Source organism: Mesorhizobium wenxiniae (genome assembly GCF_002284535.1).
Classification (GTDB): Bacteria; Pseudomonadota; Alphaproteobacteria; order Rhizobiales; family Rhizobiaceae; genus Mesorhizobium; species Mesorhizobium wenxiniae.
The window spans coordinates 241,877-265,894 of record NZ_NPKH01000035.1 but is presented as its reverse complement, the minus strand read 5'-3'; the positions used below and the strand labels follow the sequence as shown (position 1 = coordinate 265,894).

At 61.6% G+C, this 24,018-nt stretch carries 16 protein-coding genes and 3 pseudogenes; 8 read left to right on the top strand and 11 right to left on the bottom strand.

The genetic code is table 11. The annotated features are described in order from the left end of the window. Window positions 1–3,121 (bottom strand): Ulp1 family isopeptidase (locus tag CIT31_RS28580; RefSeq protein WP_245316492.1); only part of this gene is annotated, 3,121 nt, incomplete at its 3' end. 920 nt (window positions 3,122–4,041) lie between these two features. Between CIT31_RS28580 and CIT31_RS28575 the strand changes: the two genes are divergently transcribed. The 4 genes from CIT31_RS28575 to CIT31_RS28560 are packed head-to-tail and all read left to right on the top strand — an operon-like array spanning window position 4,042 to window position 6,996. Then, window positions 4,042–4,338: a DUF2604 domain-containing protein gene (locus tag CIT31_RS28575; protein WP_024505654.1), complete on the top strand. Its 297-nt coding sequence runs from the start codon at window positions 4,042–4,044 to the stop codon at window positions 4,336–4,338. Next, window positions 4,331–4,948 carry a putative metal-binding protein gene (locus CIT31_RS28570; protein ID WP_091595799.1) on the top strand — a complete coding sequence of 206 codons (618 nt, stop codon included), beginning with the start codon at window positions 4,331–4,333 and terminating at the stop codon, window positions 4,946–4,948. The genes CIT31_RS28575 and CIT31_RS28570 overlap by 8 nt, the downstream gene beginning before the upstream one ends. Continuing rightward, on the top strand, window positions 4,945–5,433 hold the full coding sequence (locus tag CIT31_RS28565) for a Mov34/MPN/PAD-1 family protein (protein ID WP_091595801.1): 489 nt from the start codon (window positions 4,945–4,947) through the stop codon (window positions 5,431–5,433). Before CIT31_RS28570 ends, CIT31_RS28565 begins: the two co-directional genes overlap by 4 nt. A 3-nt stretch (window positions 5,434–5,436) precedes the next feature. Further along, a complete protein-coding gene (locus CIT31_RS28560; protein ID WP_091595803.1) occupies window positions 5,437–6,996 on the top strand; it encodes an E2 ligase fold family C protein in 1,560 nt (519 codons plus the stop codon). A 214-nt stretch (window positions 6,997–7,210) separates the two neighbouring features. On the opposite strand, the pseudogene CIT31_RS28555 reads toward CIT31_RS28560, so the two are convergent. The 7 genes and pseudogenes from CIT31_RS28555 to CIT31_RS28525 form a co-directional block, all read right to left on the bottom strand. Continuing rightward, window positions 7,211–9,678 (bottom strand): annotated as a pseudogene (locus CIT31_RS28555) (S8 family peptidase). A 17-nt stretch (window positions 9,679–9,695) separates the two neighbouring features. Then, complete coding sequence (locus CIT31_RS28550) at window positions 9,696–10,682, bottom strand: AAA family ATPase (protein ID WP_095521268.1); 987 nt, start codon at window positions 10,680–10,682, stop codon at window positions 9,696–9,698. Between the two features lie 356 nt (window positions 10,683–11,038). After that, on the bottom strand, window positions 11,039–13,009 hold the full coding sequence (gene rlxS / locus CIT31_RS28545) for a relaxase/mobilization nuclease RlxS (protein ID WP_095521267.1): 1,971 nt from the start codon (window positions 13,007–13,009) through the stop codon (window positions 11,039–11,041). A gap of 179 nt (window positions 13,010–13,188) precedes the next feature. Beyond that, a complete protein-coding gene (locus tag CIT31_RS28540) occupies window positions 13,189–13,872 on the bottom strand; it encodes a lytic transglycosylase domain-containing protein (RefSeq protein WP_024505647.1) in 684 nt (227 codons plus the stop codon). Beyond that, a complete protein-coding gene (locus tag CIT31_RS28535; protein WP_029354919.1) occupies window positions 13,860–14,408 on the bottom strand; it encodes a S26 family signal peptidase in 549 nt (182 codons plus the stop codon). Before CIT31_RS28535 ends, CIT31_RS28540 begins: the two co-directional genes overlap by 13 nt. Next, a complete protein-coding gene (locus CIT31_RS28530; RefSeq protein WP_029354917.1) occupies window positions 14,405–14,674 on the bottom strand; it encodes a helix-turn-helix transcriptional regulator in 270 nt (89 codons plus the stop codon). Before CIT31_RS28530 ends, CIT31_RS28535 begins: the two co-directional genes overlap by 4 nt. A 180-nt stretch (window positions 14,675–14,854) precedes the next feature. After that, window positions 14,855–15,178, bottom strand: coding sequence for a DUF736 domain-containing protein (locus CIT31_RS28525; RefSeq protein WP_029354915.1), 324 nt, complete (start codon window positions 15,176–15,178; stop codon window positions 14,855–14,857). A 1,010-nt stretch (window positions 15,179–16,188) separates the two neighbouring features. Here CIT31_RS28525 and CIT31_RS33945 point away from each other — a divergent pair. The 3 genes and pseudogenes from CIT31_RS33945 to groL all read left to right on the top strand — a co-directional run bounded on the left by CIT31_RS33945 (window position 16,189) and on the right by groL (window position 18,616). Beyond that, entirely contained in the window at window positions 16,189–16,497 is a 309-nt protein-coding gene (locus CIT31_RS33945) for a hypothetical protein (protein ID WP_126089903.1), read from the top strand. 101 nt (window positions 16,498–16,598) lie between these two features. Next, a pseudogene (gene groES, locus CIT31_RS28520) lies at window positions 16,599–16,892 on the top strand (co-chaperone GroES); the annotation flags it as partial. Between the two features lie 65 nt (window positions 16,893–16,957). Further along, a complete protein-coding gene (gene groL, locus CIT31_RS28515; protein WP_029354912.1) occupies window positions 16,958–18,616 on the top strand; it encodes a chaperonin GroEL in 1,659 nt (552 codons plus the stop codon). A 149-nt stretch (window positions 18,617–18,765) separates the two neighbouring features. Here groL and CIT31_RS28510 read toward each other — a convergent pair whose 3' ends face one another. From CIT31_RS28510 to CIT31_RS35485, 3 genes and pseudogenes are all read right to left on the bottom strand, one after another. Further along, a complete protein-coding gene (locus tag CIT31_RS28510; RefSeq protein WP_051695374.1) occupies window positions 18,766–19,767 on the bottom strand; it encodes an ArdC family protein in 1,002 nt (333 codons plus the stop codon). 476 nt (window positions 19,768–20,243) lie between these two features. Next, a complete protein-coding gene (locus CIT31_RS35495) occupies window positions 20,244–20,438 on the bottom strand; it encodes a thioredoxin domain-containing protein (protein ID WP_051695369.1) in 195 nt (64 codons plus the stop codon). Window positions 20,439–21,655: 1,217 nt separating this feature from the next. Continuing rightward, window positions 21,656–22,630: pseudogene (locus CIT31_RS35485) on the bottom strand (cation:dicarboxylate symporter family transporter); the annotation flags it as partial. A gap of 707 nt (window positions 22,631–23,337) precedes the next feature. Here CIT31_RS35485 and CIT31_RS28495 point away from each other — a divergent pair. Beyond that, window positions 23,338–23,727, top strand: coding sequence for a hypothetical protein (locus CIT31_RS28495; RefSeq protein WP_095521265.1), 390 nt, complete (start codon window positions 23,338–23,340; stop codon window positions 23,725–23,727). Window positions 23,728–24,018: the final 291 nt, after the last annotated feature.

Genomic DNA, 24,018 nt, shown 5'->3' with positions numbered 1-24,018 from the left:
GGGAGGCAGGTTCGTCCTCCAACAGTTGCCGCAGTTCCCCTGGCTCGAACGCCATCATTGGTGGGGAGGCAGGCTCGTCTTCCAACAGTTGCCGCAGTTCCCCTGGCTCGAATGCCATCATCGGTGGGGAGGCGGGTTCATCCTCCAGCAGCTGCCGCGGCTCTTCCTCGTGCGGCAAGCGCCTCCTTAGCCGGTCTTGCAGCGCCTGCCGATCGGCAACGAGGTTGTCGAGGGGCAGCGGCTCGTGGTCTGGCCGCTGCCCTTTCACCAATCGTTCAACCAGCGCCCACGTGCCCTCCAGGACAAATACGCCGCAATCATAATGGTTCGTCTGTCTGGCCATGGGGGCTGGCGCCAAGGTGGCATTCAGCAGTCCTGCGAGCTGTTTTGCAGGCACGTCGTTATATCCCTCTCGCTGGAGGGAGTCGTAGTGATAGGCGAACCGCCTTTCCGGGTCGCGGCGATCAACGAGCAGCAGCGACCAATGGGTGCCGGGGCTAGTAGCCGTGCCATTATTCACTGGCAAGAACAGGAAGTCGGCTGTGGCGTTGTTTTGATTATAGATGGACTGCAATATGCCTCGAGCGTCTTGCGGCGACGTGTGTCGCAGTAGATGGGATACGGAAGGATCCACCAGCCGAGTCCGGGCAGCGAGCGCCGGATTGATCCCCTGCAGTTGCCCCTCCAGCAAATTGTAATCTCTCTGGATATGGGCGTCGCTCAGCCATTCGGCGGCGCCGAGCACCCGCCCCGTTGCAACGTTGGACGGGGCTGTCGGATCGAGCGCCCCGATCTGAGCCCCAGAGGAACTGGTAGTCAGTGTGGTCACATCAACCAGTGGAAGGCCGCGGTAGGTGCCTGGCAGCCTAGCGGTTGCTGGCGAGGCGGGTTGGGGAGCTCTTGCCGGTGCCGCTGGCCCAGCTTCAGCAGCGGCCCCAACGCGCCTGGTGACTGCGTCTGCCGGATGAGCAGAAAGGACAGTTTCGCGCCCGAGCACAATGCGCGGCAGGATATCCCGGAGGTGAGCCAATGCAGAACTGATACTTAGCCTATTACCATAGGAGACAGCCTTGAAGCTCTCAACATCTTTATCCAGCGATTTGTCGTGAATCCGAGCCGCAATCCCAAGCTTGTTATTTTGACGCAGGTACTGACTAAAATGTCTAAGAAAATTTGTATAGCCGCCCACGGTATCTGGATTCCGTCCGGTCGCAGGCGCTGCCAGGTACTCCTTGGTCGAAGCGGCTCTGTAATTTCTAATGAGCTCGGCATCGTCAGGATAGGGGATCACGACAGGGCGAGCCATAATCTGGGCTCCGCCTGTCGACTTCTTGAGGTAACGCAGTGCGCCAGCCACGGTGGAGGAACCACCCGTACTCTCGTACTCCTTGAGATCCTGATCCAGCGACGAATGGTAAAGCCGAGCAGCAAACCCTGGCTTGTTGTTTTGAAGGAGCCACCGACTAAAGCCGAAAAGAGAATTTACATTGTAAGTGACCGTGTTCGCTTTGGCCTTACCCGCGTGGAATGCTGCCCTCAGCCCTTCGATAGCGGTCGCATCGTTGGAATAGACAGGACGCTTGTCGGCACCGTCGGGGACTACAATTGGACGATCCGGCTGCACTGTCGAGGGCATCGACCCACCACCTCCGGGATGCGGTGCTGGGGTGGATTCGTGCTCATCCCTCTGCCTGACGAGCTGCGCCTCACATTCCGGTGTAGCCACCTTATGAGGATCCTGCATCGGTTCGATCCCCTCCATCTCCTGCTGCAACCAAGCCAAAGCTTGGCGAGCGGCCTGCGCGACTTCATCAACCGCGGAGGATGTCTCCACACCTCTGGCGGACGCCGGCAGAGCCTGCTCCGCCCGCCGTCGAAAGAGCTCTGGCGAGGCGGATTTCTCCGCCCACAATCTGGGCTGCGTAGCGAGTCCCCGTCCAGATTTATGTGGCACCGCCTCGCTTGGCAGCGGGCTGCTCCTGTCCCGTGCAGCTACCAGCTCCTCCGGGGCGCCCTGGTCGCCGTGGCGCCAGTTCAAGTGAGGGACGGCCTCTCCAAAGTCGGGCGCTTGGTGTTGGTGCGCGGTTGGGGCGAGAGACAATGGTAGATCGGTGCCCTCCTTATAACCTACCGGCAGGAGCTCCTCTGGCCAATCGAATCCCTGCTGTGGTGCGGTATGCTGAGCAGCGTCGCCACGGGGACGAGCCTCCATGCTGACCGCGTTTTCCAGATGATTCCCGAGTATAACGCGCGGCGGGTTCTTGCGGAGATAAACCAGCGCAGATTCGATCGGAGCTCCACCATTAGAGGAGGCGGCCTTGTAGCTCTCAACATCTTTATCCAGCGATTTATCGTAAATGCGACCCGCAATTCCGAGCTTGTCATTTTGACGTAGGTAATGACTGAAATGGTTAAGAGCAGTTGCGTAGCCGCTCGCGGATCTGAAATGTCTGGTGAGCGCGGCGTCGTCAGGATGGGGGTTCAGGACAGCGCGACCCACAATCGGGCCGGCTCCGCCCATCGACTTCATCAATTGACGCAGTGCGCCAGCCACGGTGGAGGAACCACCCCTACTCTCGTACTCCTCGAGATCCTGGCTCAGCGACGGATGGTAAAGCCGAGCAGCAAGCCCTGGCTTGTTGTTTTGAAAGAGCCAACGACTAAAGCCGAAAAGAGAATTTGTGCTGCGAGTGACCGTGTCCGGCCTGGCTTTACCCGCAAGGAGTGCTGACTTCAGCCCTTCGATGGCGGTGGCATCGTTGGAATAAACAGGACGCTTGTCGGCACCGTCGGGGACCACAATTGGACGATCCGGCTGCACTGTCGAGGGCATCGACCCGTCGAGATGCGGTGCTGGGGTGTATTCGTGCTCGTCCCCCTGCATCACAAGTTGCGCCTCCCGTTCCGATGTACCCACCTGATGGGTGGGGAGTTGCATCATCACGCGAGCGCCTGAGTTGCCAACCTCACCTGGTTGCCGCTCAGTGACAGCATGCTGCAGATTGCTTTGGATCCTCTGCCTCTTCGTTGGTCTCAACTCACCTTTACCATGCGAGCCATTGACGAGGACCTCCTCGCCTGGCGCACCCATCAACTCGTCCGCCGCCTGCAGTTCGCCCAAGTGCTGCTCAAAACCGGCTTGGCCGGCCTGTCCGCTTGCTCGTGCGGTACGGCGTGCTGCACCTGCAGCCAAGCTGCCACGATGAATGTCTAGTTTGTACGGGTGCACGCTATCCTCACTTCCACAGATCACATGAGCAACCTACTCAGGCAAGCTTTCGAGAGGCTGACGAGGTCCGCCGCCGCGGAAGGCGAAGGCTGGTTTTCTGCTCAGCGGTTGACGGCCTCGCGTGTTGCGGCCGCGCCGGGTATCACGCCAATCAATCTGAATAGTCGATGCGTCAAACGAACCAGGATGGGATTTTCGTAGCGGGGCTGCTCTACTCACTCTTGTCCTGAGGGCAGAATTCAACCATATCGCCGAGCAACTGGATGCCGATTGGATACCCGATCCGGAAAGCTTCAGCTCCTATGTGACGCGATGATGAGGCCTGGTCTCGCAGCGGCATGCGTTCCGAGAGATGCTGCACCAGGTACGAGGCGACCTTATCCAACAAGGCACCACTTGCGCTGTTTTGTGGAGACGAGCGTCGGCATGCATCCATGCGGGTGCTTGAGTGGTGAAGACTCTGAACGACGGTTCCTATGGCGCTGCCGGCGCAATCAGCTGCTTGGGGACGCGTGACGCAGATCAAAGCTCCCCTTGCCGAGCACGGAGCAGGCGAGTGAGAGCAGATGAATAGGCGTGTCGCCAATATTTTCGCATTGCTCTAATCGATTATAGTTGTGAGGAGCAATTTGAGACCATTTACTTGCGGCTCAAGTCACCCATAAAAGAAGGCAAGCACCGATTCGGTAGCTTATCCCCTGTCTTTCGCGTACTCGCGGCCGTGGCGCCGGGTGAACGATTGAAGACCGCCGGTCTCACTCGCAGGTGGGTGCCAGGGCGTGGGGCGGTTGGCAAGCCACAGGAGTAGGACAATGTCGAAGGATTCGGGTAAGGGCGATAATCACGGCGGCGGACCGGGCAAGATCGAGATCACGGTGGTGGTGAACGGCCAGCCCACGCAGGTCGAAGCCAATCCCAACCAGCCGCTTCACGTCATTCGTACCAAAGCCCTTGAGAACACGCAGAATGTCGCCCAACCAGCCGAGAATTGGGAATTCAAGGATGAGGCCGGCAACTTGCTCGACGTCGACAAGAAGCTTGGCGATTTCGGTTTCCCGAATACTGTGACCCTGTTCCTCAGCCTGAAGGCGGGCGTCGCAGGTGCCTAAACCCCAAAGTGTGGATCCGGAGGTCTCCCGAGCGAAGTTTGATCGGGAGATCGGCCGGTTCCGGCCATATGCTGATGTCTATCGGGCTCAGGGCTGCTTCTTGATCGAGGCGACTTTTCCGCGCGCTTTCTTCATTTTCGCCAGCCCCAAGTTAAAGCCACGGGTGGTCAGCGCAGCGAGCGAGGTCGACTTCACCGACTACGACTTAAGACCACCGTCCGTGGTCTTCGTCGATCCGTTTACGCGTGATCCGATTGCCCGGAAAGATCTATACCTGAAAATGCTTAGACGTCCGCCGCTGCCCGGAACGCCGCCGGAGATGATAGGAGCTCTCATCCAGCAGAACGCCGTGCCGCTGACGGACTTCATCCAGGCCAACAGTCCCGAGGACGAACCATTCCTGTGCATGGCGGGCGTCCGGGAATACCACGACAATCCAGCCCATTCAGGTGATCCATGGCTACTTCATCGGGGTTCTGGCGAAGGCTGTTTGGCCTTCATCCTGGACAAGATCATCAAGTACGGAATCGTTCCTATAGAGCAGTTGCAGATTCAACTCCAACCGACAATCGTAGGAATGGTGGTATCCCCTCAGGCGATACAAGAATGACTGGTTTGAGAGATGTAACGATCGTGACTCTCCCGCGCGGCTGCATCTCGACCACGCATGGGCATCTGCGCTCAGTTGGTCGCGAGGGCAATGAGGGGATGGCACTTTGGGTCGGCGTTCAGGAAGACCGGCACTTTGCCGTAACAGAGACGGTTATCCCGGCGCAGCGTCACATTCGAACAAACGATGGCGTTTGCGTGATCGTTGCGGCCGAAGAACTGCACCGGCTCAATGTCTGGCTCTACAAAAGCGGCCTGAAACTCTTGGCCCAGATTCACAGCCATCCGGGCCGCGCCTACCATTCGACGACGGACGACGCTTATGCGGTTGCTACCACGGTTGGGTGTCTGTCGCTGGTGGTGCCGAATTTCGCCCGCGAGCCTTTCGATTTTGCTCGGGTCGCCGCCTATCGGCTTGACGAAAAGGCCAAATGGAATGCGCTCCCTCCCGCGGCACTGTCGCGAATGATCATGATATCGAGTTGAACAATGGCATTCGCTAACTTCATCGATCGCGCCGCCACGGCGGCATCTCAGGTCCTGGCCGATTTTCATCTGGGAGACTTCAAAGCAGCTCTTGAAAAGCAGGTCGTGGCAGTCGCCTTCGACCATCAGGCCGCTTCCTGCGCCGAAGGCCAGGCGACATTAGATCTTGCGGTGAGATTGCTCGCTAGGCTCTACCCGGTTCTGGCGATACTCCCGCTGGACAGCGCGGCGAGCTCTCAAGCCCAAGCGCTGGAGCGCTTGGCAAAGTCGATCAATCCAAAAGTCGGCATCCGGCGTTCCGGCAAGTCTGCCACCGTCTGCGTCGTTGCAGGGGTAACGCGCCCATCACTCCGGTGCCCGATCTTTTTCGTGGGATCGGACGGTTGGGCGGCAAAGCTGTCGCGTACGGACCCGGTGGGCTCTGGCCCAAGTCTGCTGCCTTATGGAGCTGGCGCCGCCAGTTGCTTCGGCGCCGCCAACGTCTTTCGAACTATCTTCGCCGCCCAGTTGACCGGCGCCGAGTTGGACGAAACCATCGACCTCTCGCTATGCAGCTACGACAAGACCAAAGCCGGGGAGGCTGGCCCGATCGACTTTCCAGTCGACCTTGGCGAAACCCACCTCGTTGGGCTCGGTGCGATAGGCCATGGCTCGCTTTGGGCGCTAGCGAGACAACCCGATCTCAAGGGTCGTCTGCATGTAATCGATCACGAAGCGATCGAACTCTCAAACCTGCAGCGCTACGCATTGGCCGGCCAGGCGGAGATCGGTATGTCCAAGGCGGTTCTTGCAGCCACCGCCCTTAGATCGACTGCCCTTGAGGTCGAGGCGCACCCTCTGACGTGGGCAGAATATGTTGCGCGCCGGGGCAATTGGGTCTTCGACCAAGTGGGTGTGGCGCTTGACACCGCCGCCGACCGTCTGGCTGTCCAAGGTGCACTGCCGCGATGGATCGCAAACGCTTGGACGCAGGAGCACGATCTCGGTATCTCCCGGCATGGTTTCGATGACGGCCAGGCTTGCCTTTGTTGCATGTACCTGCCATCCGGAAAATCCAAGGACGAGCACCAGCTGATTGCCGAGGAACTCGGAATACCGGAAGCACACGAGCAGGTGAAAACGCTCCTGCAGACCAATGCCGGAGTTCCCAACGACTTTGTAGTTCGCGTGGCTACAGCGATGGCTGTGCCGTTTGAACCGCTAGCCCCGTTTGTCGGCCAGCCCCTGCGCTCCTTTTATCAGCAGGCTATCTGCGGCGGTCTGGTGTTCCAGCTTAGCGAAGGAAGTCGCCGCGTTCGAACTGTCGTTCCGATGGCCTTTCAGTCGGTGCTTGCCGGGATTATGCTTGCCGCGGATTTGGTCAAACATAGTGCGGGGTTTCCCATGAGCCCGACGACGAGCACTCGGGTGAATCTTCTGCGCCCCCTTGGCTCTCACTTGCACGATCCGAAGGCCAAGGACTCCAGCGGCCGCTGCATCTGTAGCGACGACGATTTCATTGCCGCTTACAGGCGCAAATACGGCGAGCCCGTTGATCAGGTAAGCGATGTCTCGGCCGCCTAAGCAGACGCGCACCTCTCCGTGGACGCAGGGGGCGCGGCTTGTGGGCGTGACCATGGGCGCCATTATGACACGCTTGGCCCGCTCCTTTGCCCGCCTATCGTCCTCCGCGCATGATCCCTGACACCTCCTTGCCGACGTGATGATCCAGCACCAGCCGCCATGGCACCAGAGGCTGGTCAAACCTCCGTTGTTGGCCGGTTTGGACAGTGCTGCATCAGGTCTCGACCGACGTCTCGACAGTCAGGGCTGCTTCGACGGGTGTGAAGATGTCAACATCGACCCCAGGCGCCCGAATCGTCACAATCAGGGCGTACCGAGCCAGAGCGTCGACGCGTTCCAGGTAAGGCTTCTCCTTCCACCAGCCCCCGACCGGGAACACGCCGATCGCGTCACGCTCGGCGAGATCGGCGGCGCTGCCCGACCAGAAATCGGCGTGCAACGAGCCGCGATCGCGGAAGGTGCCGAGCAGCCACTCTTCTCCGCCTCCAGCAGGCGCCCCTTCCTCCTCGTCCCGAGCGGCCTGATTGATGCGGGCTCGGAATTCGTCGACTGTCTCGGTCGCTGACTTTACTCTGAACCGAAGACCATGGGACGCGTAACGATGCCGGCGGGTCCATCCGCGTTCACCGGGGTTGGGTTCGATGAAATAGGACAGCGTGACGCGGAGCTCGACCTGGGCAGCGCCGAGCGCCGCGAGCTGCTCCTTCGGCCAAGGCAGGCGATGCAGCTTCATGTCACGCGTTTTGGCAGCCGCGCCGCCCTCGCGCTGGAAAGGCTGAAGCTCATCTTCAACGATAAGCGTGAGGTCGTTCACCGTTGACAGAAGCGCGCGCCCAAGATCTGGCACGCCATAACCATAGCGCCGCACGAGCGCCTGGATCTCGCCCTTCGCTCCGTTGCACGCATCGATGCGTGCGCGCATCGCCGGAGTCCATTCGGCCGAGTGGACGATCAGGGCGCGAACCGTTTCAGGCCACAGCTCGGGGCGCGCTGATAGAATTAGTCCCGCCATCCGTGCGGCATGGGCCGTTGCCGCGCTCGTATCTCCGAGGGTGGTGAAGTGGCGCAGTTCGGGTCGATAGAAAGTGGTCAATATCTGCAGATCGTCGATCGGCTCGCCAGGCAACACACCGTCATGGGCGAGATTGCCGCCTTCGAAGACGACCTCGGGCTTCACCGGCCACTGCCTGTCCCAAACGACCGAAGTGCGACTGCGCGGCGAGAGCTCGCCGACCGGCGCGATCGGAGCGTAGCCCGCAAAGTCGGTGTCAATAATATCGACCTTTTCTGTGAAAGCGCCGACCGTCAGCGCATTCCAGGCCTGAGAAGGATCATCGACTGCTTCCAGATCGTTGCGCGTCAAATGCTCGGCCGGCATGAGGTCATCGCCGATGTTGCCGGCAGAGAGAACGATCAAGCGTCGCTGTTCCTCTTCGAAACAGAGTTGGTCGATAGCGGCAGACCACGATGTGGGCCTTCCACGCGCCGGACTGGCGCTTGTCACAGCCATTGCGATCGCGCGGCGGCGCTCCGGCGCCTGCACCTCGGCGCGGGCGATCGCTTCCGCGGTGATCGCGCCATAGAGTTCTGGATCGTTTGCCTCGTCTTCTGGCGGAAGGATACGAACACTCTCCAGCCGAAAGGGCAATGGAACTGGATCGCCTCCGACCAGGAGCGGGACCAGATCACCGTACAGGCCGACACCTGCCATTCGCGTCCCGTGGCCGCTCCACGCAGGTGTGTCGTCGCTGCCCCATGCCGGTTTGACGGTGTGCCAGTCTTCAACGGCAAGTGCGGGTTCGATCAACGGGTGGGTGCGACGCACGCCGCTGTCGAGAATGCAGACCGCAATATCGGTTGAGGCGGTCTGACGCGCCCGAGAAGCTCGTCGCTCCAGTCCCTTTGCTCCGCGCCGCCAAGGCCCATGAAGAAGGACGGCGTATCCTTCGCGCGCCGCAGCTCGGCGACGACATCGCTGTGCGCAATCATGCGGTCGAGCATTGCCGTGCTGGCGAGTGCCAGCATGACCACCCGCTCCGGAAACCTGACCGCATGCGTGCGCAAAGTGATGTTCAGGGCTTCGGCAATGTGCTCGAAGTTCTCGCGGCGACCGTCGCGCAGCCAGACTTCCCACCACACCTGCTCGTCAGCGGCCTGGGGGAAGAGGTCGTCGTGGTCGGTAAACAACGATCGTGCAGTCGCCAGCCTGACTGTCTCCATGCGGGAGACGAGCGGCTCGTTGCGCGGTCTGCCGCGGTCAGTGTCAACGTCTCGATACGCCTCGACTTTCCGCAAATAATAGGCTTGCGCGCTTTGCGGCAGGAACACCGACGCTGTGATGGGAGCACCGGGTTGAGTTGGCTCATGGACGGCGACCAGCTCCATGTGCTGGCGACGATCGGCCAACTGGTCGAGGGCCGCCCGTCCGGACATGGGCAGATCGATCTCGAGATAAAAGCCAGGCGTGCCGACCGACAGCTGGGGGTCACGCGCCGCAATCTGCTGGCGTGCACTTTCGACCGCTTGTTCGATGGATTGCGTCAAGGCCGCAGCATGCGACGCCCGATCACGCGCCGGCAGCGGCGGTGCATGTATAAGTTGGTTGGGCCGCCGATAGGCTTCCCGAATGCCGTTGTTGCGAAGGTGGATATGGGCGCGGTCGCGCGGAAAATCGTCTGCCATTATGATCTGTGCTGTCGCTACTCAGACAGCGAAGCCTGCCGGCGTTCCTTCAGAGCGTCGATGAGCGCTTCCGAGCTGATCCGCTTCCCCCCCCGCAATATGATGGTTTTTGCAGCGTCGTCGGCCGCGCGGGTGATCTCGGCCTGCGACAGTCTCTCTGCCTGAGAGATCGCCTCGTTCCAGGCAAGCCCTCTGGTGTCGAAGCGGTCGAGTCGAGCCCGAAGCAGCGCCTCGATAATCGGCCGATCGGGCACGGCGTATTCGATGACATCGTCGAAACGGCGGAACAAAGCTCTGTCGAGCAGCTCGGGATGATTTGTTGCCGCAATAATCAGGCTGTGGCTGTCGTCTTGCTCGAGAAACTGCAGAAACGAATTCAGCACGCGCCGAATCTCGCCAACATCCTGGCGTTCGCCTCGACGCGCGCCGATGGCATCGAATTCGTCAAAGAAGTAGACGCCCCGCGTCGCCTGCATTGCATCAAAAACAAGCCGCAGCTTTCCGGCAGTCTCTCCCATGAACTTGGTGATCAAACCATCGAGGACGATCGTGAAAAGGGGCAGATGAAGCTCCCCGGCCAATGCCGATGCGGTCATCGTCTTGCCTGATCCTGGCGGGCCGACCAGAAGCAGTTTGCGACGGGGAACAAGCCCGTGCTCGCGCAAGCTTGCTTGTTGGCGCTGCTCTCCCAGCACGCGGTGCAGGCGCGAGCGCAGACTGTCCGGCAAAATCATGTCGGTCAGTCGCAGGTCCGGATAGCGCACATGCAGGAGCCCTGCGAGCTCGCCCTTTGGCTGAAAAAGGGGAACCGGCCGACTGCTCTTGGCAATCCGGGCGTCCCTGCTCTTGGCTGCGTCGACCAGATCCTTGAGCTCCTGAGCAAGCTTGCCATGGCCTTGACGTGCCTCATGCGCAGCAAGCTGCATCGCGATAGAGAGGAAACGATCCTCGTCGCCGGCAATGTGGCTTTTAAGCAGCGTCACGATATGGCGGGCCGTGGTCATGGCTCTCTTCTGGGGTATCCGTTTACTTGGCGAAGCGCATGCAACCCAAACGCTTTCAACGGCGATTTGTATCGCGCAATGGTGTTTTTTCTCTTGTCGATGTTCGCCCGTGGCAACTTCAGCGGTGAACTGTTGCGCCGCGGTCATAGGCCAGCCGGAATAACGCCGGCCAGCAGACAACAGTCCGCATCTTCGAGCGCTCGAAGTCTGGCCACTCACGCAGCGTGTCGGGTCCGAACGCTCCAAAGCCGCCCCGCCTGGCAGGTCCATGCGACCGATTGCGGGCGTGCGGCCATAAGGTCTACGCGGGCTCGCATGGCTGCCCGCGCCGCTGGCTAAAAAAGCTGTACACCATCTCACGAAACACCAGGTCCGCTCCTTTGCCGGCCGACGGTCCATGAAATCCCCTCCCCACTCACGACACCGGAGACCTCCTTGCCCACATGGCGCTCAAGCACCGGCCGCCATGGCACCAGCGTGAACTCGCGCGACTTCTCAACGACGGCATATTTTCCGCTGGCAAGCTCGACGGAGCGGCGGAGCGTACCCTCTACTCGTCCTCCGGATCGCGCTTCGGCATAGGGCAGGCCAAGTTCCTCCGACAGTTGGCCAGCAACACGGTTCAGTTCTCGCTGGCGCAGGATCGAAAGCATGTTGGCTCGATAGACGATCCGATCCTGTTCTTCATGCGCGAGGCCTTGCGCGATCAGCCACTCCCGCCGGCGAGCTTGCGCCTCTCTCACGTCGCAGCCGAAGCCGGATCCGTGCAAAGGCTCGGGTCTATCGGCAACCAGCTCCCGGTCGAGCCAGGTGGCGCCGTTGAAGCTGACCTGTCGCTCCAGCGCCATTGAGGAGAGCTTGTCGACAACGACAGGCTCGGCCCTGGCCCGCTGGCCCTCATAATTCGCGACGCGATCGAGATGGTCCGGCGCGATGAGCCAGGTGCCGTTCGGCTCTCGCTCAACGCCGCCGGTCGCGCGGCGGATCGCCTCCAGCCGCCGCACATGCGTTCGCGCAAAGCTCTCGGTGGCGGATGGGTCATGCTTCAGGTGGATATCGACGTCGTAACGGCCGCCATTCGCGGCGGCGATTTCGGCGATGGTACGATCGACCCGCCTCGGCTCGGTGTTCCTTGGCGCGACACGCACGATGCAGCCATTAGGCATCGTTTCCATCGCCTCGCCTCTACCGATGTCGATCCAATGGCTCTTACCGTCGACGGCGTCGACGATCATGTAGTGGCGGTCATTGATCTCGTCGGCCAGTCCACGCGCGACAACGCGACCGACGAGAGACTGGACGGGCTCGCCGGCTCGATCGTGGATCACCCAGTCGGCGGCACTGCGTGCAAGCCCCTTGCCGGCCAGTTCGCGGTGGATGGTCTTGATGATGTCGCCGCGTTCGCCGGTGCGGCGCAGCGTGGCTTCGAGCTCATCGTCGAGGCGCCAGGAGCCAGCGCCGACCTCCGCGGCCAGACCCATCCGCTCGAGCTTGCGCAGCCGTCCCTGGTGCAGCGTCTGGCGAATGGCGTCGGGACCGCCCGGCGAGACCAGCCCGTCATCATCACGCATGCTGAGCAGCCGACGGTCGATGCTGGTGAAGCGTTCCTGCTCCATTTCCCGGCGCAGGCGAAGCTCAATCTCGCGGTCGGTTCGCGGACCGAGATCGAGGCTGACCAGCTCGGCCGCCCGCTCGCGGATGCCAGATGAGATATATTCGCGCGCGATGACCAGGTTCTCGCCACGGTCGTCCCTGCCTCGGACGATGATGTGGCTGTGCGGGTGGCCGGTGTTGAAATGATCAACCGCGACCCAGTCGAGCTTCGTGCCGAGGTCTTCCTGCATCTGCGCCATGAGCCGCCGCGTCAGCGCCTTCAGGTCTTCATACTCGATGCCGTCTTCGGCAGCGACGATGAAGCGGAATTGGTGGCGGTCGCCGTCCGCGCGATCGATGAACGCCTTGCCGTCGACGCGGTCGCTGTCGGCGCCGTAGAGCTCGCCAGGCGCACCTTCTCGGGTGACGCCGTCGCGCTGAAGATAGCGTAGATGGGCACGCGCCCCGTCCGCGCCCTTGCCGGCGAGCTTGACGATCCGCGCCTTGACGATCACCCGGCGCTGGCGGAAGGCGGCATACCGGTCGCGCGATTTCAGCAGCGCCGCAGCCGCCCCGCCGCGCCCTGTCCGGCTGCCCGTGAAGCGACCGCCGGGCTGGGGCTGGCCGCCGGCTCGGTTGACGGCTGCCCGGACTTGACCGGCATAGCGTTTGCCTGCCTTCGAGCCGCGCGACCCGATTTTGCCGAGCTTCGGCCTGAACTCGTCATCCTTCATGCGAGCCTCCCAGACATATCAAGCAAAATCAGACACTTACACGTCCAACCCTCTTGGCACCGGCGGCAGCCTCCTGGAAAAACGATGTGCAGACAAAGATTTAACCGCCTCCTGGAGGCGGTACCTTTATCTTGCCTTACGCGCCCAGCCCCGCCAGACGCGCCCCCGTCCGCCCATGGCTAACGCACCGGCTCCTTCGGCTGCGCGCCGTCCTTGCCGAGCGGCACGAAGAGATCGCCGTTTCGCACGCCTGAGTGAACACCGTCATGAATGAAGAACAGCGACCGTCCGAGAGGAGCGATTTGCGCCTTTGGAGCGACAGATTGGCTTTCGAACGCCTCGATGTCGGCCGCCGAAACTCCGGCCGCCTTGAGTTGGTCGAGGTACTCGACGGTCTCTTCTGGCAGCGGTTTGCCACGCTTCAAATGCTCGTCGTAGCGCTCGGGACCGGCATTGTAGGCGCCAAACAGGCCAGGAAATCCGAAGCGGTCATACATGGCGCTGAGATAGGCCGTGCCGGCCAGGATATTGTCGCGCGGATCGTGGGGGTTAGGCCCAAGGCCGTGTTCGACCCGCATCTCCTCATAGGTGCCGGGCATCACCTGCATGAGGCCCATGGCGCCAGCGGGGGAGGTGATGGGGCGGCCGCCGCGCATTGTCTTGCCGCCGCTTTCGGCAGCCATGACGGCATAGATCCAGGCTTGGGGAATATGGAAGCGCCGGCTTGCTTCCGATACCAACGTCTGCCACTTTCGCAGCTGCGGACTTTGGGAGATGGCGACCGGCTCAGCGCCGGTCGAGGCGGAACAGGCGCATGGCGCAATGGCGATCATGCCCAACAAGAGGAGGGTCACTCGGTCCATAGCGGTACGAGCCTCCCGATGACATTTTGAGTGGGAACAGGCCCGAAATAGCGGCTGTCGAAGGAGCGGTTTTTGTCGCTGCCGAGCAGGAAAACCTCGTTATCCCCGAGCGCTCGGCAGCCGTTCCACCATGGCAAAGGTCGGCCTTCGGCGTCGATTTTGAGCCGGCGCGCGACGATGTCGCCGCCGATGATGATGGCGTCATTGAAGGCGCAGACATTATCGTCCGGCAGCGCTGCAAGACGTTTTGCCAGCGGCACATTGCGAGGCAGATAGCTGCGCTCGGCGGCGAGATACGCCGCGTATTCAGGCGGGCGCACGAGCACGAGATCGCCACGCGCCAGCGCTCCCGCAGCGATGCGGTAAAGGCCGATCGGCGCGCTGGCCGAGGCGTTCCAGACCAGCCAAGGGGTGGGCTTTCCCAGCGCCGTGAAGCCCAAAAGACCGAGACCGGCCGCGGCCAAGGCGACCGTCTTACGGGCTCGAACACGCCTCAGGCGGCTGCCGATCAGATGGATGGAAGGGCGCCGCCTCATGAACGGCCTCCCGTGCCGCCCTGGCCGGAACCGGCCTTGCCATCGCCGGCGGTGGAGTGCTGCGGGTGTCCTTTCGACCAATGGTCGAGTTCGTCGATGTGATAGCGGACATAGCGGCCGTGCTTGCGGAATTTCGGGCCGCCGCCCTTGAGCCGCATCTTTTCGAGCGTGCGCTGGGAGAGCCCGATATAGAAGGCGGCTTGGGCTGTGCTGAGAAACGGGCTGCCCTTTTTCGCGCGGGCCGCGCGTTCGTTTTCGTCGTCCATGATGATCCTCGTTTCGCTTCGGACAAGCGAGGGCGAGGATGGGCGAGGGAGATCGTCTCGGGGACGGGCGAAGAGTCGGGGGAGAGTTTTCGCCGCCCTTTAGGGCGGACGGGGTTTGGGTGGAACTCCTGGGAATGAGCCCCGCGCCGGGGCTGCGGCGCGAGGCTCTATCTCGGCCGGTCAGTCGGCCGGGTTCCAGATGATGGCGTAGGTGTCGTGATCGTCCTGGCCGGCGGCGCGGCCGAGATTGGCGTAGAGCTTGCGCGGTCCGAACTCCGGCGCTGCAATCGACAGGCTCACATAATCCTTGCCGGAAGTCTCGCCGGTGCGGATCCAGCCGGCGCCAACTTCGACCCCTTGCGTAAGCACCCGGAAGTCGGGATGGTTGTCGGCGCTCTTGGCCTGGTTGGGGACGATATCGATGTCGGCGCGGACGCTGAGCGTCTTGAGCTGGCCCTTGTAGGCGCCGTTTTCCTGCTTGTTGACGTAACCGATCGCGGTCATTTCGAAGTCTCCTTTTGTGGTTTCGCCGGGGACCATCCCCTGCGATGGCGCACCGTAATGGGCGCGTCAGGACCGCCTGAATCCGACAGGGCCGCAGCGACAGCGAAGGATCCGAGCGGGCAGCTTTTTTGTGAGCGAAGCGGCGCGAGGAAGCCGCCGCAGGCGGCGGGGAAAAAAGCTGATGGCGAGGGTTTCGGGCGGCCGGACCCGCCCATAGGTCGACAAGCCAGCCGCAGGGATGGTCCTTGGAGAGAGCATGGAGACCGCTCGCCAAGTGCGGTCTTTCAGCCAAGCAGGACGCCGGGATGAAACGGCCTGCAAAGATGCTGCGCCCTTATGCCGGATCGAGATCGTGCCAGCGGGTCGGGCGCCAGAGCAGACATCCGGCATGGTGCGATCTATGAAAGCAGGGCTCGCCAGCGGGAATTTGATACGCGAAGGGGCCAAAGCAAGGCTGGATGAGAAGCCGGTGCTACCTGCAGGTCCAGTGTCATGTGGCGGCGCTCGGGAAACCGCTACGCAACGTGACGCGCTCTTATGAGGCGAACAGACCGGCCCCAAAACCGATCGACCGGTGGTCGGCGCGAAACGCGTCATGCCTGTCCGAAAGCTGACAGTGGCAGAAGACGCATGTCGGGTTCCGCACAATTGACCATGCTGGATTTGTGAGGTTTTCAGGGAGAGCCATGCGTTCACTACCCAGTGAGCTTTGGCACGGCATTTGCACTTGAGATGTGGCAACACGGATCGAAGGTTGACTGCATGCACAAGCGCGAGATGAGCAATGCTCTCCTTTCCTGGAGGCTTGGCAGCAGATTCGATTGTGACGTTGCGAGGAGCTTCAGCCGCTCGCGGCGGAAGTGATCTCAAATCTGAAGGCACCGTTGGGGCCGCAGCCATCAAACACATCTTTCTCTTTTTCGCAGCTCGTCATCAACGCGATGCGGACTTCTTCGCGTCGACGGCGGCCGAAGGTGGAGAAGGGCTCGACTTGCAAAAAGGAGTTGTCAATGACGTCTTACGTTCGCACCAACAGCCCGGCGCAGGTGCGCTCACTGTCCACCTTTGGCAAGCATCTGCAAAGGAGCGTGCTGACGGCGACGCTGCTTGCCGCGGCTTCGACGGGAAGTGAAGCGCAGCCCTATGTTCGTGCTGACGGCAGCACGACTGACGACTTGGAAGCGGCGCGCGCAAGTTGGCGTCATGACGCCGAATTCAATGGAAATGTGGGGCTCGCAGCCATCAACGCGGATGCGCGTATGCGTTGGGTTCCACCGGGGAGGGGGCCAGAGCTCCTCGCCTGCCCTCGTCCGTCTTGACGAGTGCCCGCTTACAGCCTACCTCACTATCGCGTTAGCACTCGTCCATCGCGAGTGCTAACAAAAACCCCTCAACATCCGCACCAGGGAAAAATCCGAAAATGGCAAAGTCGAAGTTCCGCCCGCTGCATGACCGCGTGGTCGTTCGCCGGGTCGAATCCGAATCCAAGACCGCTGGCGGGATCATCATCCCGGATACGGCAAAGGAAAAGCCGCAGGAAGGCGAGATCATCGCCGTTGGTTCCGGCGCCCGTGACGAAGCCGGCAAGCTCGTCCCACTGGACGTCAAGGCCGGCGATCGCATCCTGTTCGGCAAGTGGTCGGGCACCGAAGTCAAGCTCAATGGCGAAGACCTTCTGATCATGAAGGAATCCGACATCATGGGCATCATCGGCTCATATCAGGCCCTTTCGTCAACTGAATTCCCGGGCTCGATTGAAGCCCCTGCCAGGAGCTAAAAATGGCTGCCAAAGACGTAAAATTCTCCCGTGATGCCCGCGAGCGCATGCTGCGCGGCGTCAACATCCTCGCCGACGCGGTGAAGGTCACGCTCGGCCCCAAGGGCCGCAACGTCGTCATCGACAAGTCGTTCGGCGCCCCGCGCATCACCAAGGACGGCGTCACCGTCGCCAAGGAAATCGAGCTTGAGGACAAGTTCGAGAACATGGGCGCGCAGATGGTCCGCGAAGTTGCTTCGAAGACCAACGACATCGCCGGCGACGGCACCACGACCGCGACCGTTCTGGCGCAGTCGATCGTCCAGGAAGGCCACAAGGCGGTTGCCGCCGGCATGAACCCGATGGACCTGAAGCGCGGCATCGACCTCGCGGTAACCGACGTCGTTGCGACGCTGATCAAGAACGCCAAGAAGATCAAGACCTCCGAAGAGGTTGCCCAGGTCGGCACCATCGCCGGCAACGGCGATGCTTCGGTCGGCAAGATGATCGCCGAAGCAATGCAGAAGGTCGGCAACGAAGGCGTCATCACGGTTGAGGAAGCCAAGACCGCCGAGACCGAACTCGAAGTCGTCGAAGGCATGCAGTTCGACCGCGGCTACCTCTCGCCCTACTTCGTCACCAACGCCGACAAGATGGTTGCCGAGCTCGAGGACGTCTACATCCTCCTGCACGAGAAGAAGCTGTCCAACCTCCAGGCCATGCTGCCGGTTCTCGAAGCCGTCGTGCAGACCTCGAAGCCGCTGCTCATCATCTCGGAAGACGTCGAAGGCGAGGCTCTGGCCACGCTGGTCGTCAACAAGCTGCGTGGCGGCCTGAAGATCGCCGCCGTCAAGGCGCCGGGCTTCGGTGATCGCCGCAAGGCCATGCTGGAAGACATCGCCATCCTCACCGGTGGCCAGGTCATCTCGGAAGACCTCGGCATCAAGCTCGAGAATGTCGGCCTCAACATGCTCGGCCGCGCCAAGAAGGTGTCGATCTCCAAGGAGAACACCACCATCGTCGACGGCGCCGGCAAGAAGGCCGAGATCCAGGGCCGCGTTGCCCAGATCAAGCAGCAGATCGAAGAGACCACTTCGGACTACGACAAGGAGAAGCTGCAGGAACGTCTGGCCAAGCTCGCCGGCGGCGTTGCGGTGATCCGCGTCGGCGGTGCGACGGAAGTCGAAGTCAAGGAAAAGAAGGACCGCGTCGATGACGCCCTCAACGCGACCCGCGCGGCCGTCGAAGAAGGCATCGTTGCTGGTGGTGGCGTCGCGCTGCTGCGCGCTTCGGCCAACATCAAGGCCACCGGCGTCAATGCCGACCAGGCCGCCGGCATCAACATCGTTCGTCGTGCGCTGCAGGCTCCGGCCCGCCAGATCGCGGCCAACGCCGGTGCGGAAGCATCGATCGTTGCCGGCAAGATCCTTGAGAACAAGGGCGCGACCTTCGGCTACAACGCCCAGACCGGCGAATATGGCGACATGATCGCCATGGGCATCGTCGATCCGGTCAAGGTTGTCCGCACCGCTCTCCAGGACGCGGCCTCGGTGGCCGGCCTGCTGGTCACCACCGAAGCCATGATCGCGGAGGCTCCGAAGAAGGAGTCGGCTGGCGGCGGCGGCATGCCTGGCGGCATGGGTGGCGGCGGCATGGGCGGCATGGGCGGTATGGATTTCTAATCCAGCTCTGGCAGCTTTCGCAACGAGGGGCGGCAGCAATGCCGCCCTTTTTTTGCGAACCTCGATCCGATAAACGATCCGCGCCAACGCCGGCCATGTTAGCGCAACCTCAAAAGAACTGTCGAGTTGGTTGCGCGGCTTTTGCGTCATCAGAGGCGCAAGGCGGCCGCGTGTGATGATTGCGCGCTTCCATAGGCGGTTTCGGCATGTGCCTCGCCTTCGACATCGGCATTGCGGCCAAGCAGGAAATCGGCGGCTTTCGAGGCATGGCTTGCGGCGCGGAAGATGGCGCGGTTGTCCTCGCGCAAAACCGTCAGCCATGAGCCGATGTAGTCGGCATGGCGCACGGTCGGCTCGATGCCGAGACTGCTGCAGATGAAGGCTGATGCGATTTCGGCGACCAGTTCCTCGCGCGCATAGGTGTTGGACCCGAAGGAGCCGGACAGGTCGCGCGCGAGTCGCGTCGGGTGGCCGGTCCAGTGGCCAAGCTCGTGAAAGCAGGTCCGGTAATAGTCGATCTGGTGGAAGAAAGCCGGCTGCGGCGGCACCTGTATGGTGTCGCTGCCGGGCATGTAGAAGGCGCGCTCGCCGCCGATGCGAAAATCAGCGCCGGTTGCATGAATGAGCGCCTCGGCCTGCGGGACCATCTCGCGCTCAGGCAGAGGCTCGCCGGCGGCATAAAGATGTTCGGGCAGATTATCGCACTGCGCGACATTGAAGACGGTAAAGCGCTTCAGGAAGGGCACCGCCTGCGGTTCGTCGCCATCGGTGTCGGCGCGTTGCTTTTCGTTCTTGGGAACAAAGCGGTCAGCGTGAACGATGGTGGTGCCGTGCTCACCCTTCCTGACATTGCCACCTAGGGAAAGCGCCTGCCGGAAGGTGAGCCAGTTCTGGCTGGGGAAACCGCGATCGATGACCCCGCCCCACAGGATCAGGATATTGATGCCGGAATATCGGCGCTGGGTGGCCGCATTCCGCGGCAGGCCGAGGCCTGTCCTTGCCCTGCCCCACGGCTTGACCCATGGCACGGTGCCGCGCTCCAGTTCGGCAATGATGCGGTCGGTGATTTCCTGATAAAGGCTGGCGCCGGTGCGCCCGCCACTCTCTGCGCCAGCCTGTCGGCTGCCGCAACGTTTGTTGTTTGCACGCATCGTGATGTCCTCCGCTCTTCAATCGCGCCCTCCCCGGAAGCGGGGTGGGCGGCGAAAGCGACCGGAAAGGCCCGACGTCGGAGGCGGACTGCATCCGCAGGACCGGAACGGAGTGGAGGACCCGAAGCGAAAGCGAAGGGTTGCGGGACGCCGCGGCGGGCCTAGAAGGGAGTGCTGCCCGCCCTGCGCCACCGGGGAAGGCCACGATAAAAACGACGCCGGCCGACAGGCCGGCGACCGTCAGCAGCCGAAGGCTGCCCCGCGCCAGGGGGCGAAGCCGCAGGGCCAAGACCGCCTGAGCCTGGCGAAGATAAGCGGGCTCGGTTCACGAGCACCCGGCCAGCGCCTTCAGGCGCGGGCGCTCAGGATTGTTGTTGGCGCCCACGGCAGCTGGATGACCGCAACAAGATGCCGAGGAGCAACAGCAAAGCCAGCTGCCACAAACGGCACGCTCCGGCAACAACAGCGTGGCCGATCTACAGATGCTGCCCCGCACGAGAGCCTGCACGCTTTGAGCGCGCATCGGCGAGCAAGCGTTGCAAGCTGGCCATGTCGACCAGGTGGGCGATCACTATATCGCCGACCACCAACGCGGGCGTACGGTCGATGTGCAGACCTTTCGCGAGTGCGCGGACGCGCGCAAGTTCATCTGCGATGGCCGGATCTTGCATTCCCGCTTGAGCTGCTCCACGTCAAGGCCCACACGCGCTGCGATCTTGAGAGTGATCCTTTCAATGATCCAACTGGGGGAAGTCATAAGGGCGCGGTGGAATTCGTCGAACTTTCCCTGTTTTCTCGAGGCGAGTGCGATTGGGAATCCGGTCCCAGGACCGGGAACCGTCTGATCACAAGCTTCAGATTGGGATCATTCTTGAAGGCTTTTTGGTAGTTGAGATCTGCCAGTCTGCAATGCGGACAGTTGTGGTAGTCATTGAATATGACCAGAACGGCATCGCCTTGCGGGTTGCCGGCGATTGGCGAAGGGGGTCGTTGTCGAATGCGCCGCTCCACTTTTGCCTGTCGATCGACCACGCCTGCCGGTGCAGGTTCGCGCTATATTGGCTCGCCAGCACGGCGAGGAGTAAAAGAAGAGCTGCGACAGTGATGGCAGTCGGCTTAGACATGAGTCTCCAATCCATGGACGGCGTGGCAGCAACGGCCCGCCTTTTGGTGTAAAATGCTTTTGATCGAGCCCCGCACTTGCCACAGGGCGCAGTCGCGAGGGCGCACAGCTATAGATGCCGGTGCGCTCTGGCGGTTTCTGGAAAGATGGCCTTGCGCCATCGGGCCCACCCCACCCAGCTGAGCGTCGTTCGCGCGGGCCGGGCAACCGCGACCGCCATTCACCACGCCGGGCGACTGACCGTCCGCCCGGCAGAGCGCTGAAGGGTCCCCGGACCTTCCGGGTTGCCGGCGATTTGGCGAAGCGGGGTCGTTGACGAGTGCGCCGCTCCACTTTTGACTGTCCATTGGCACGACTGCATGGGCGGGGGCGGCCTTTCCCGCGGCGGGTGCGCGCTATTATGGCTCGCCAGCACGGAAAGCAGCACGGCGAGGAGAAAAAGGAGAACCGCGAGAGTGGTGGCCGTTGTCTTAGACATGAGGCTCCAATCCATGGACGGCGTGGCAGCAACGGCCCGCCTTTTCGGTGTAAAATGGGTCGCTTTTGATCGTGCCCCGCAGTTGCTACAGGCGCACAGGTGCGGGTGCGATCTGGCGGTTTCTCAAATACGGCTTTGCGCCATCGGGCCCACCCCAATAGCTGAGCGTCGTTCGCGCGGGGAACTGCGTTCACCACGCCGGGCGACTTGACCGTCCACCGCCAGAGCGCTGAACGGTCCGCTAGTGAGGCGCTCCCCGAATCGTCGTTTATCCCGCTCGCCCCAGACCGGGCGACAGCCAGCGTTGCCGCTACGCTGCGGAGAAATATCGTCAGCGCGTGGCATTCGGACATAAGCTGATCGACGCCAAGAATAAGACCCACGGAGGTGACCGGTGCGGCCGGAACAAGAAAGAGCGTTGCAGCCATTGTGACGAGGCCTGCACCGGTAATGCGGGTTGTTCCGTTCGAAGGGAACAATGCGACGAACAGCATGAGGATCCGGCAGCCGATCGGCAGATCAGTTTTCGTCGTCTGGGCGATGAAGAGGGCGGCGAGCATCATATTCGTGCCGTCCAGATTGAATGGAATGAGACCCACGACCGAATGCGTGGCGCCGGCCTTTTCCATCTTCTCCATGAGCGAGGGCAGCGCGGCCTCCGAGGAGGACGTTGCGAGCAGCAGCTCGTCCTTGATGTATCGGACGAGAGAGAAGATCGAGCGGCCGTTGTAGCGGCAGACCGCGCCGAACAGGACCGAGAAGAACAAGACTTGCAGGATGTCGCCTTCCGCGAAGGCACTGGCAATGGTTGATGGGATGATGTTCATCAGGAAGCTGGTCACGGACTGCTCGTGAGCCGTGGCCACATAGCCCTTAACGGCTTGGACATCGAGCGAGGCCGGATCGATGTTGAGGCCGGCGCCAGGCTGAACGATATTCGCGACAATCAGTCCGACAACGAGTGCAAGTGTCGAGAAGGTGAGGAAATAAACCATCGCCTTGGCGGCAACTCGGCCGACCTTCTGCAGATCGCTCATGCCGGCAATGCCGGTCGCTATTGTCAGGAAGATGACAGGTACGGTGATTATCTTGACGACATCGACGAAGGCATCGCCGAGCGGCTTCAGGCTCTGGCCGGTCTCCAAATGGAAATAGCCGATTGCAGCACCCAGGATTATGGCGGCAAGCACCTGCACGTAGGCCCGGGCAAAATGGCGCTTGCGGGCCGCTGCGTTCGCTATGGGGACTTGTGGAACCAACACCGTTTCTCTCCTTGACCGGATCGGGGTGGGGCTCCTCCTTCTCCCATGCAGTGCTCCGGTCGAACGCTGCGCCCACTTCGGCGCAAGCGATGTGCCAAATAGCAAAGAGGGGAAAACGCGCAGGACCTCTCACGCAGTGCTTGTTCGCTCTCCCGCACTCGCGCTGCGGTTGCCAGTCAACTATGGAAGGGTCCGTTCTTGGGAATTCCAAAGGTCGCTCTTTGCTTCGGCGCAGCTTGGCTGGCTGGAAGGTTCCCTGTTTGCCTTGGGGTCTGGGACCTGCGTCCAGATGGTCAACATTTTCCTGCGCGCCGCACGGGGCTCCAAAGATTCAATCGAGGACGGGCCCTCTTCGAAAACGGCGGCAGCGTTGGTCAAGCCCTTCCACCCTGCTGTCCCACCAAGGGTGTTCAGAAGCTCAGTTCACGATTAAGCGATGGATCAGCGTCATCTGGCGTTTGCGCCATCGCGGCGGCGTTGCAAGGGGTCTGCCAAGGATGAGCAAGCCGCGAGGCAGGGCCCGAGACCTAGACTCCATCCTCATCAACAGCGCTCGGCTCGCGTTAGGAATGTTCGAACCGCAGCACGATCAGGTGGCCACACCGTTGGTCGGAACCGGAACCCGACGAATGATCGTTCGTGACCGACATCTGTGAACAAGCAGTGTGTGTCATTGCAATCACCACCCATTGCGCGCAATTGCCCATATGGCCGTGAATGAACTGGATTTGGTGATTTTCCAGATGGCGGTGGAAGGCGTCCGCTTGCTCTCTTCAAGCTTTGATGAGAAGGCGGCTGAGATAGCCACGAGGAGCCGTGGTAGCCTTCTTTTCGACGTGCGGGTTGACGGTGACCTGGAGGTCCAGCGAGTCGCAGCCATTGGATATCCAGGCGACAAGATCGGTGTGGTGGCATTGGACCGAGAGGGCCTTGTTAGCTGCTGTTGCCTTGTCAATGGCACCTTCTCACCTTTCATTGCACCATTGGAGAACTGGACCAGCATGCCCCTGTCCATGCAGGCCCAGATCGATGTCACAGGCTATGCGAGGCTCCTTCTGGCCGCCCTGCGAAATGCTGGACATATGCTGGGCAGGTAGCATCACCGATGATGTCTGTGATGAGATGGTGCAGACGGCTGGATGAGGCGATCGCTTGCCGGCAGCTTTGGCCGCCAAGCGATCGGTGAGTTCGCAATGCTGGACACGTCCTGTAGACTCTGCCAGTTAAGTTAGCGGACAACCATCTGACGAATGCCCGATCTGACAGTCTGGACGGCGCGGCATGCCCTCCTAGGAATGCAGCCGTGGTTCTACTCCCTCGGCTGTTTTTGCGTCGAAGGCGACGGGCACACCGTGAACGATGGACGTCGCCGCCACCAATTCCTCAAC

Coding starts and splice junctions, on each gene's coding strand:
- CIT31_RS28575 (WP_024505654.1), top strand. CDS start 4,042: ATGTCGAAGGATTCGGGTAAGGGCGATAATCACGGCGGCGGACCGGGC.
- CIT31_RS28565 (WP_091595801.1), top strand. CDS start 4,945: ATGACTGGTTTGAGAGATGTAACGATCGTGACTCTCCCGCGCGGCTGC.
- CIT31_RS28560 (WP_091595803.1), top strand. CDS start 5,437: ATGGCATTCGCTAACTTCATCGATCGCGCCGCCACGGCGGCATCTCAG.
- CIT31_RS28550 (WP_095521268.1), bottom strand. CDS start 10,682: ATGACCACGGCCCGCCATATCGTGACGCTGCTTAAAAGCCACATTGCC.
- rlxS (WP_095521267.1), bottom strand. CDS start 13,009: ATGAAGGATGACGAGTTCAGGCCGAAGCTCGGCAAAATCGGGTCGCGC.
- CIT31_RS28540 (WP_024505647.1), bottom strand. CDS start 13,872: ATGGACCGAGTGACCCTCCTCTTGTTGGGCATGATCGCCATTGCGCCA.
- CIT31_RS28535 (WP_029354919.1), bottom strand. CDS start 14,408: ATGAGGCGGCGCCCTTCCATCCATCTGATCGGCAGCCGCCTGAGGCGT.
- CIT31_RS28530 (WP_029354917.1), bottom strand. CDS start 14,674: ATGGACGACGAAAACGAACGCGCGGCCCGCGCGAAAAAGGGCAGCCCG.
- CIT31_RS28525 (WP_029354915.1), bottom strand. CDS start 15,178: ATGACCGCGATCGGTTACGTCAACAAGCAGGAAAACGGCGCCTACAAG.
- CIT31_RS33945 (WP_126089903.1), top strand. CDS start 16,189: ATGACGTCTTACGTTCGCACCAACAGCCCGGCGCAGGTGCGCTCACTG.
- groL (WP_029354912.1), top strand. CDS start 16,958: ATGGCTGCCAAAGACGTAAAATTCTCCCGTGATGCCCGCGAGCGCATG.
- CIT31_RS28510 (WP_051695374.1), bottom strand. CDS start 19,767: ATGCGTGCAAACAACAAACGTTGCGGCAGCCGACAGGCTGGCGCAGAG.
- CIT31_RS35495 (WP_051695369.1), bottom strand. CDS start 20,438: ATGCAAGATCCGGCCATCGCAGATGAACTTGCGCGCGTCCGCGCACTC.
- CIT31_RS28495 (WP_095521265.1), top strand. CDS start 23,338: ATGGCCGTGAATGAACTGGATTTGGTGATTTTCCAGATGGCGGTGGAA.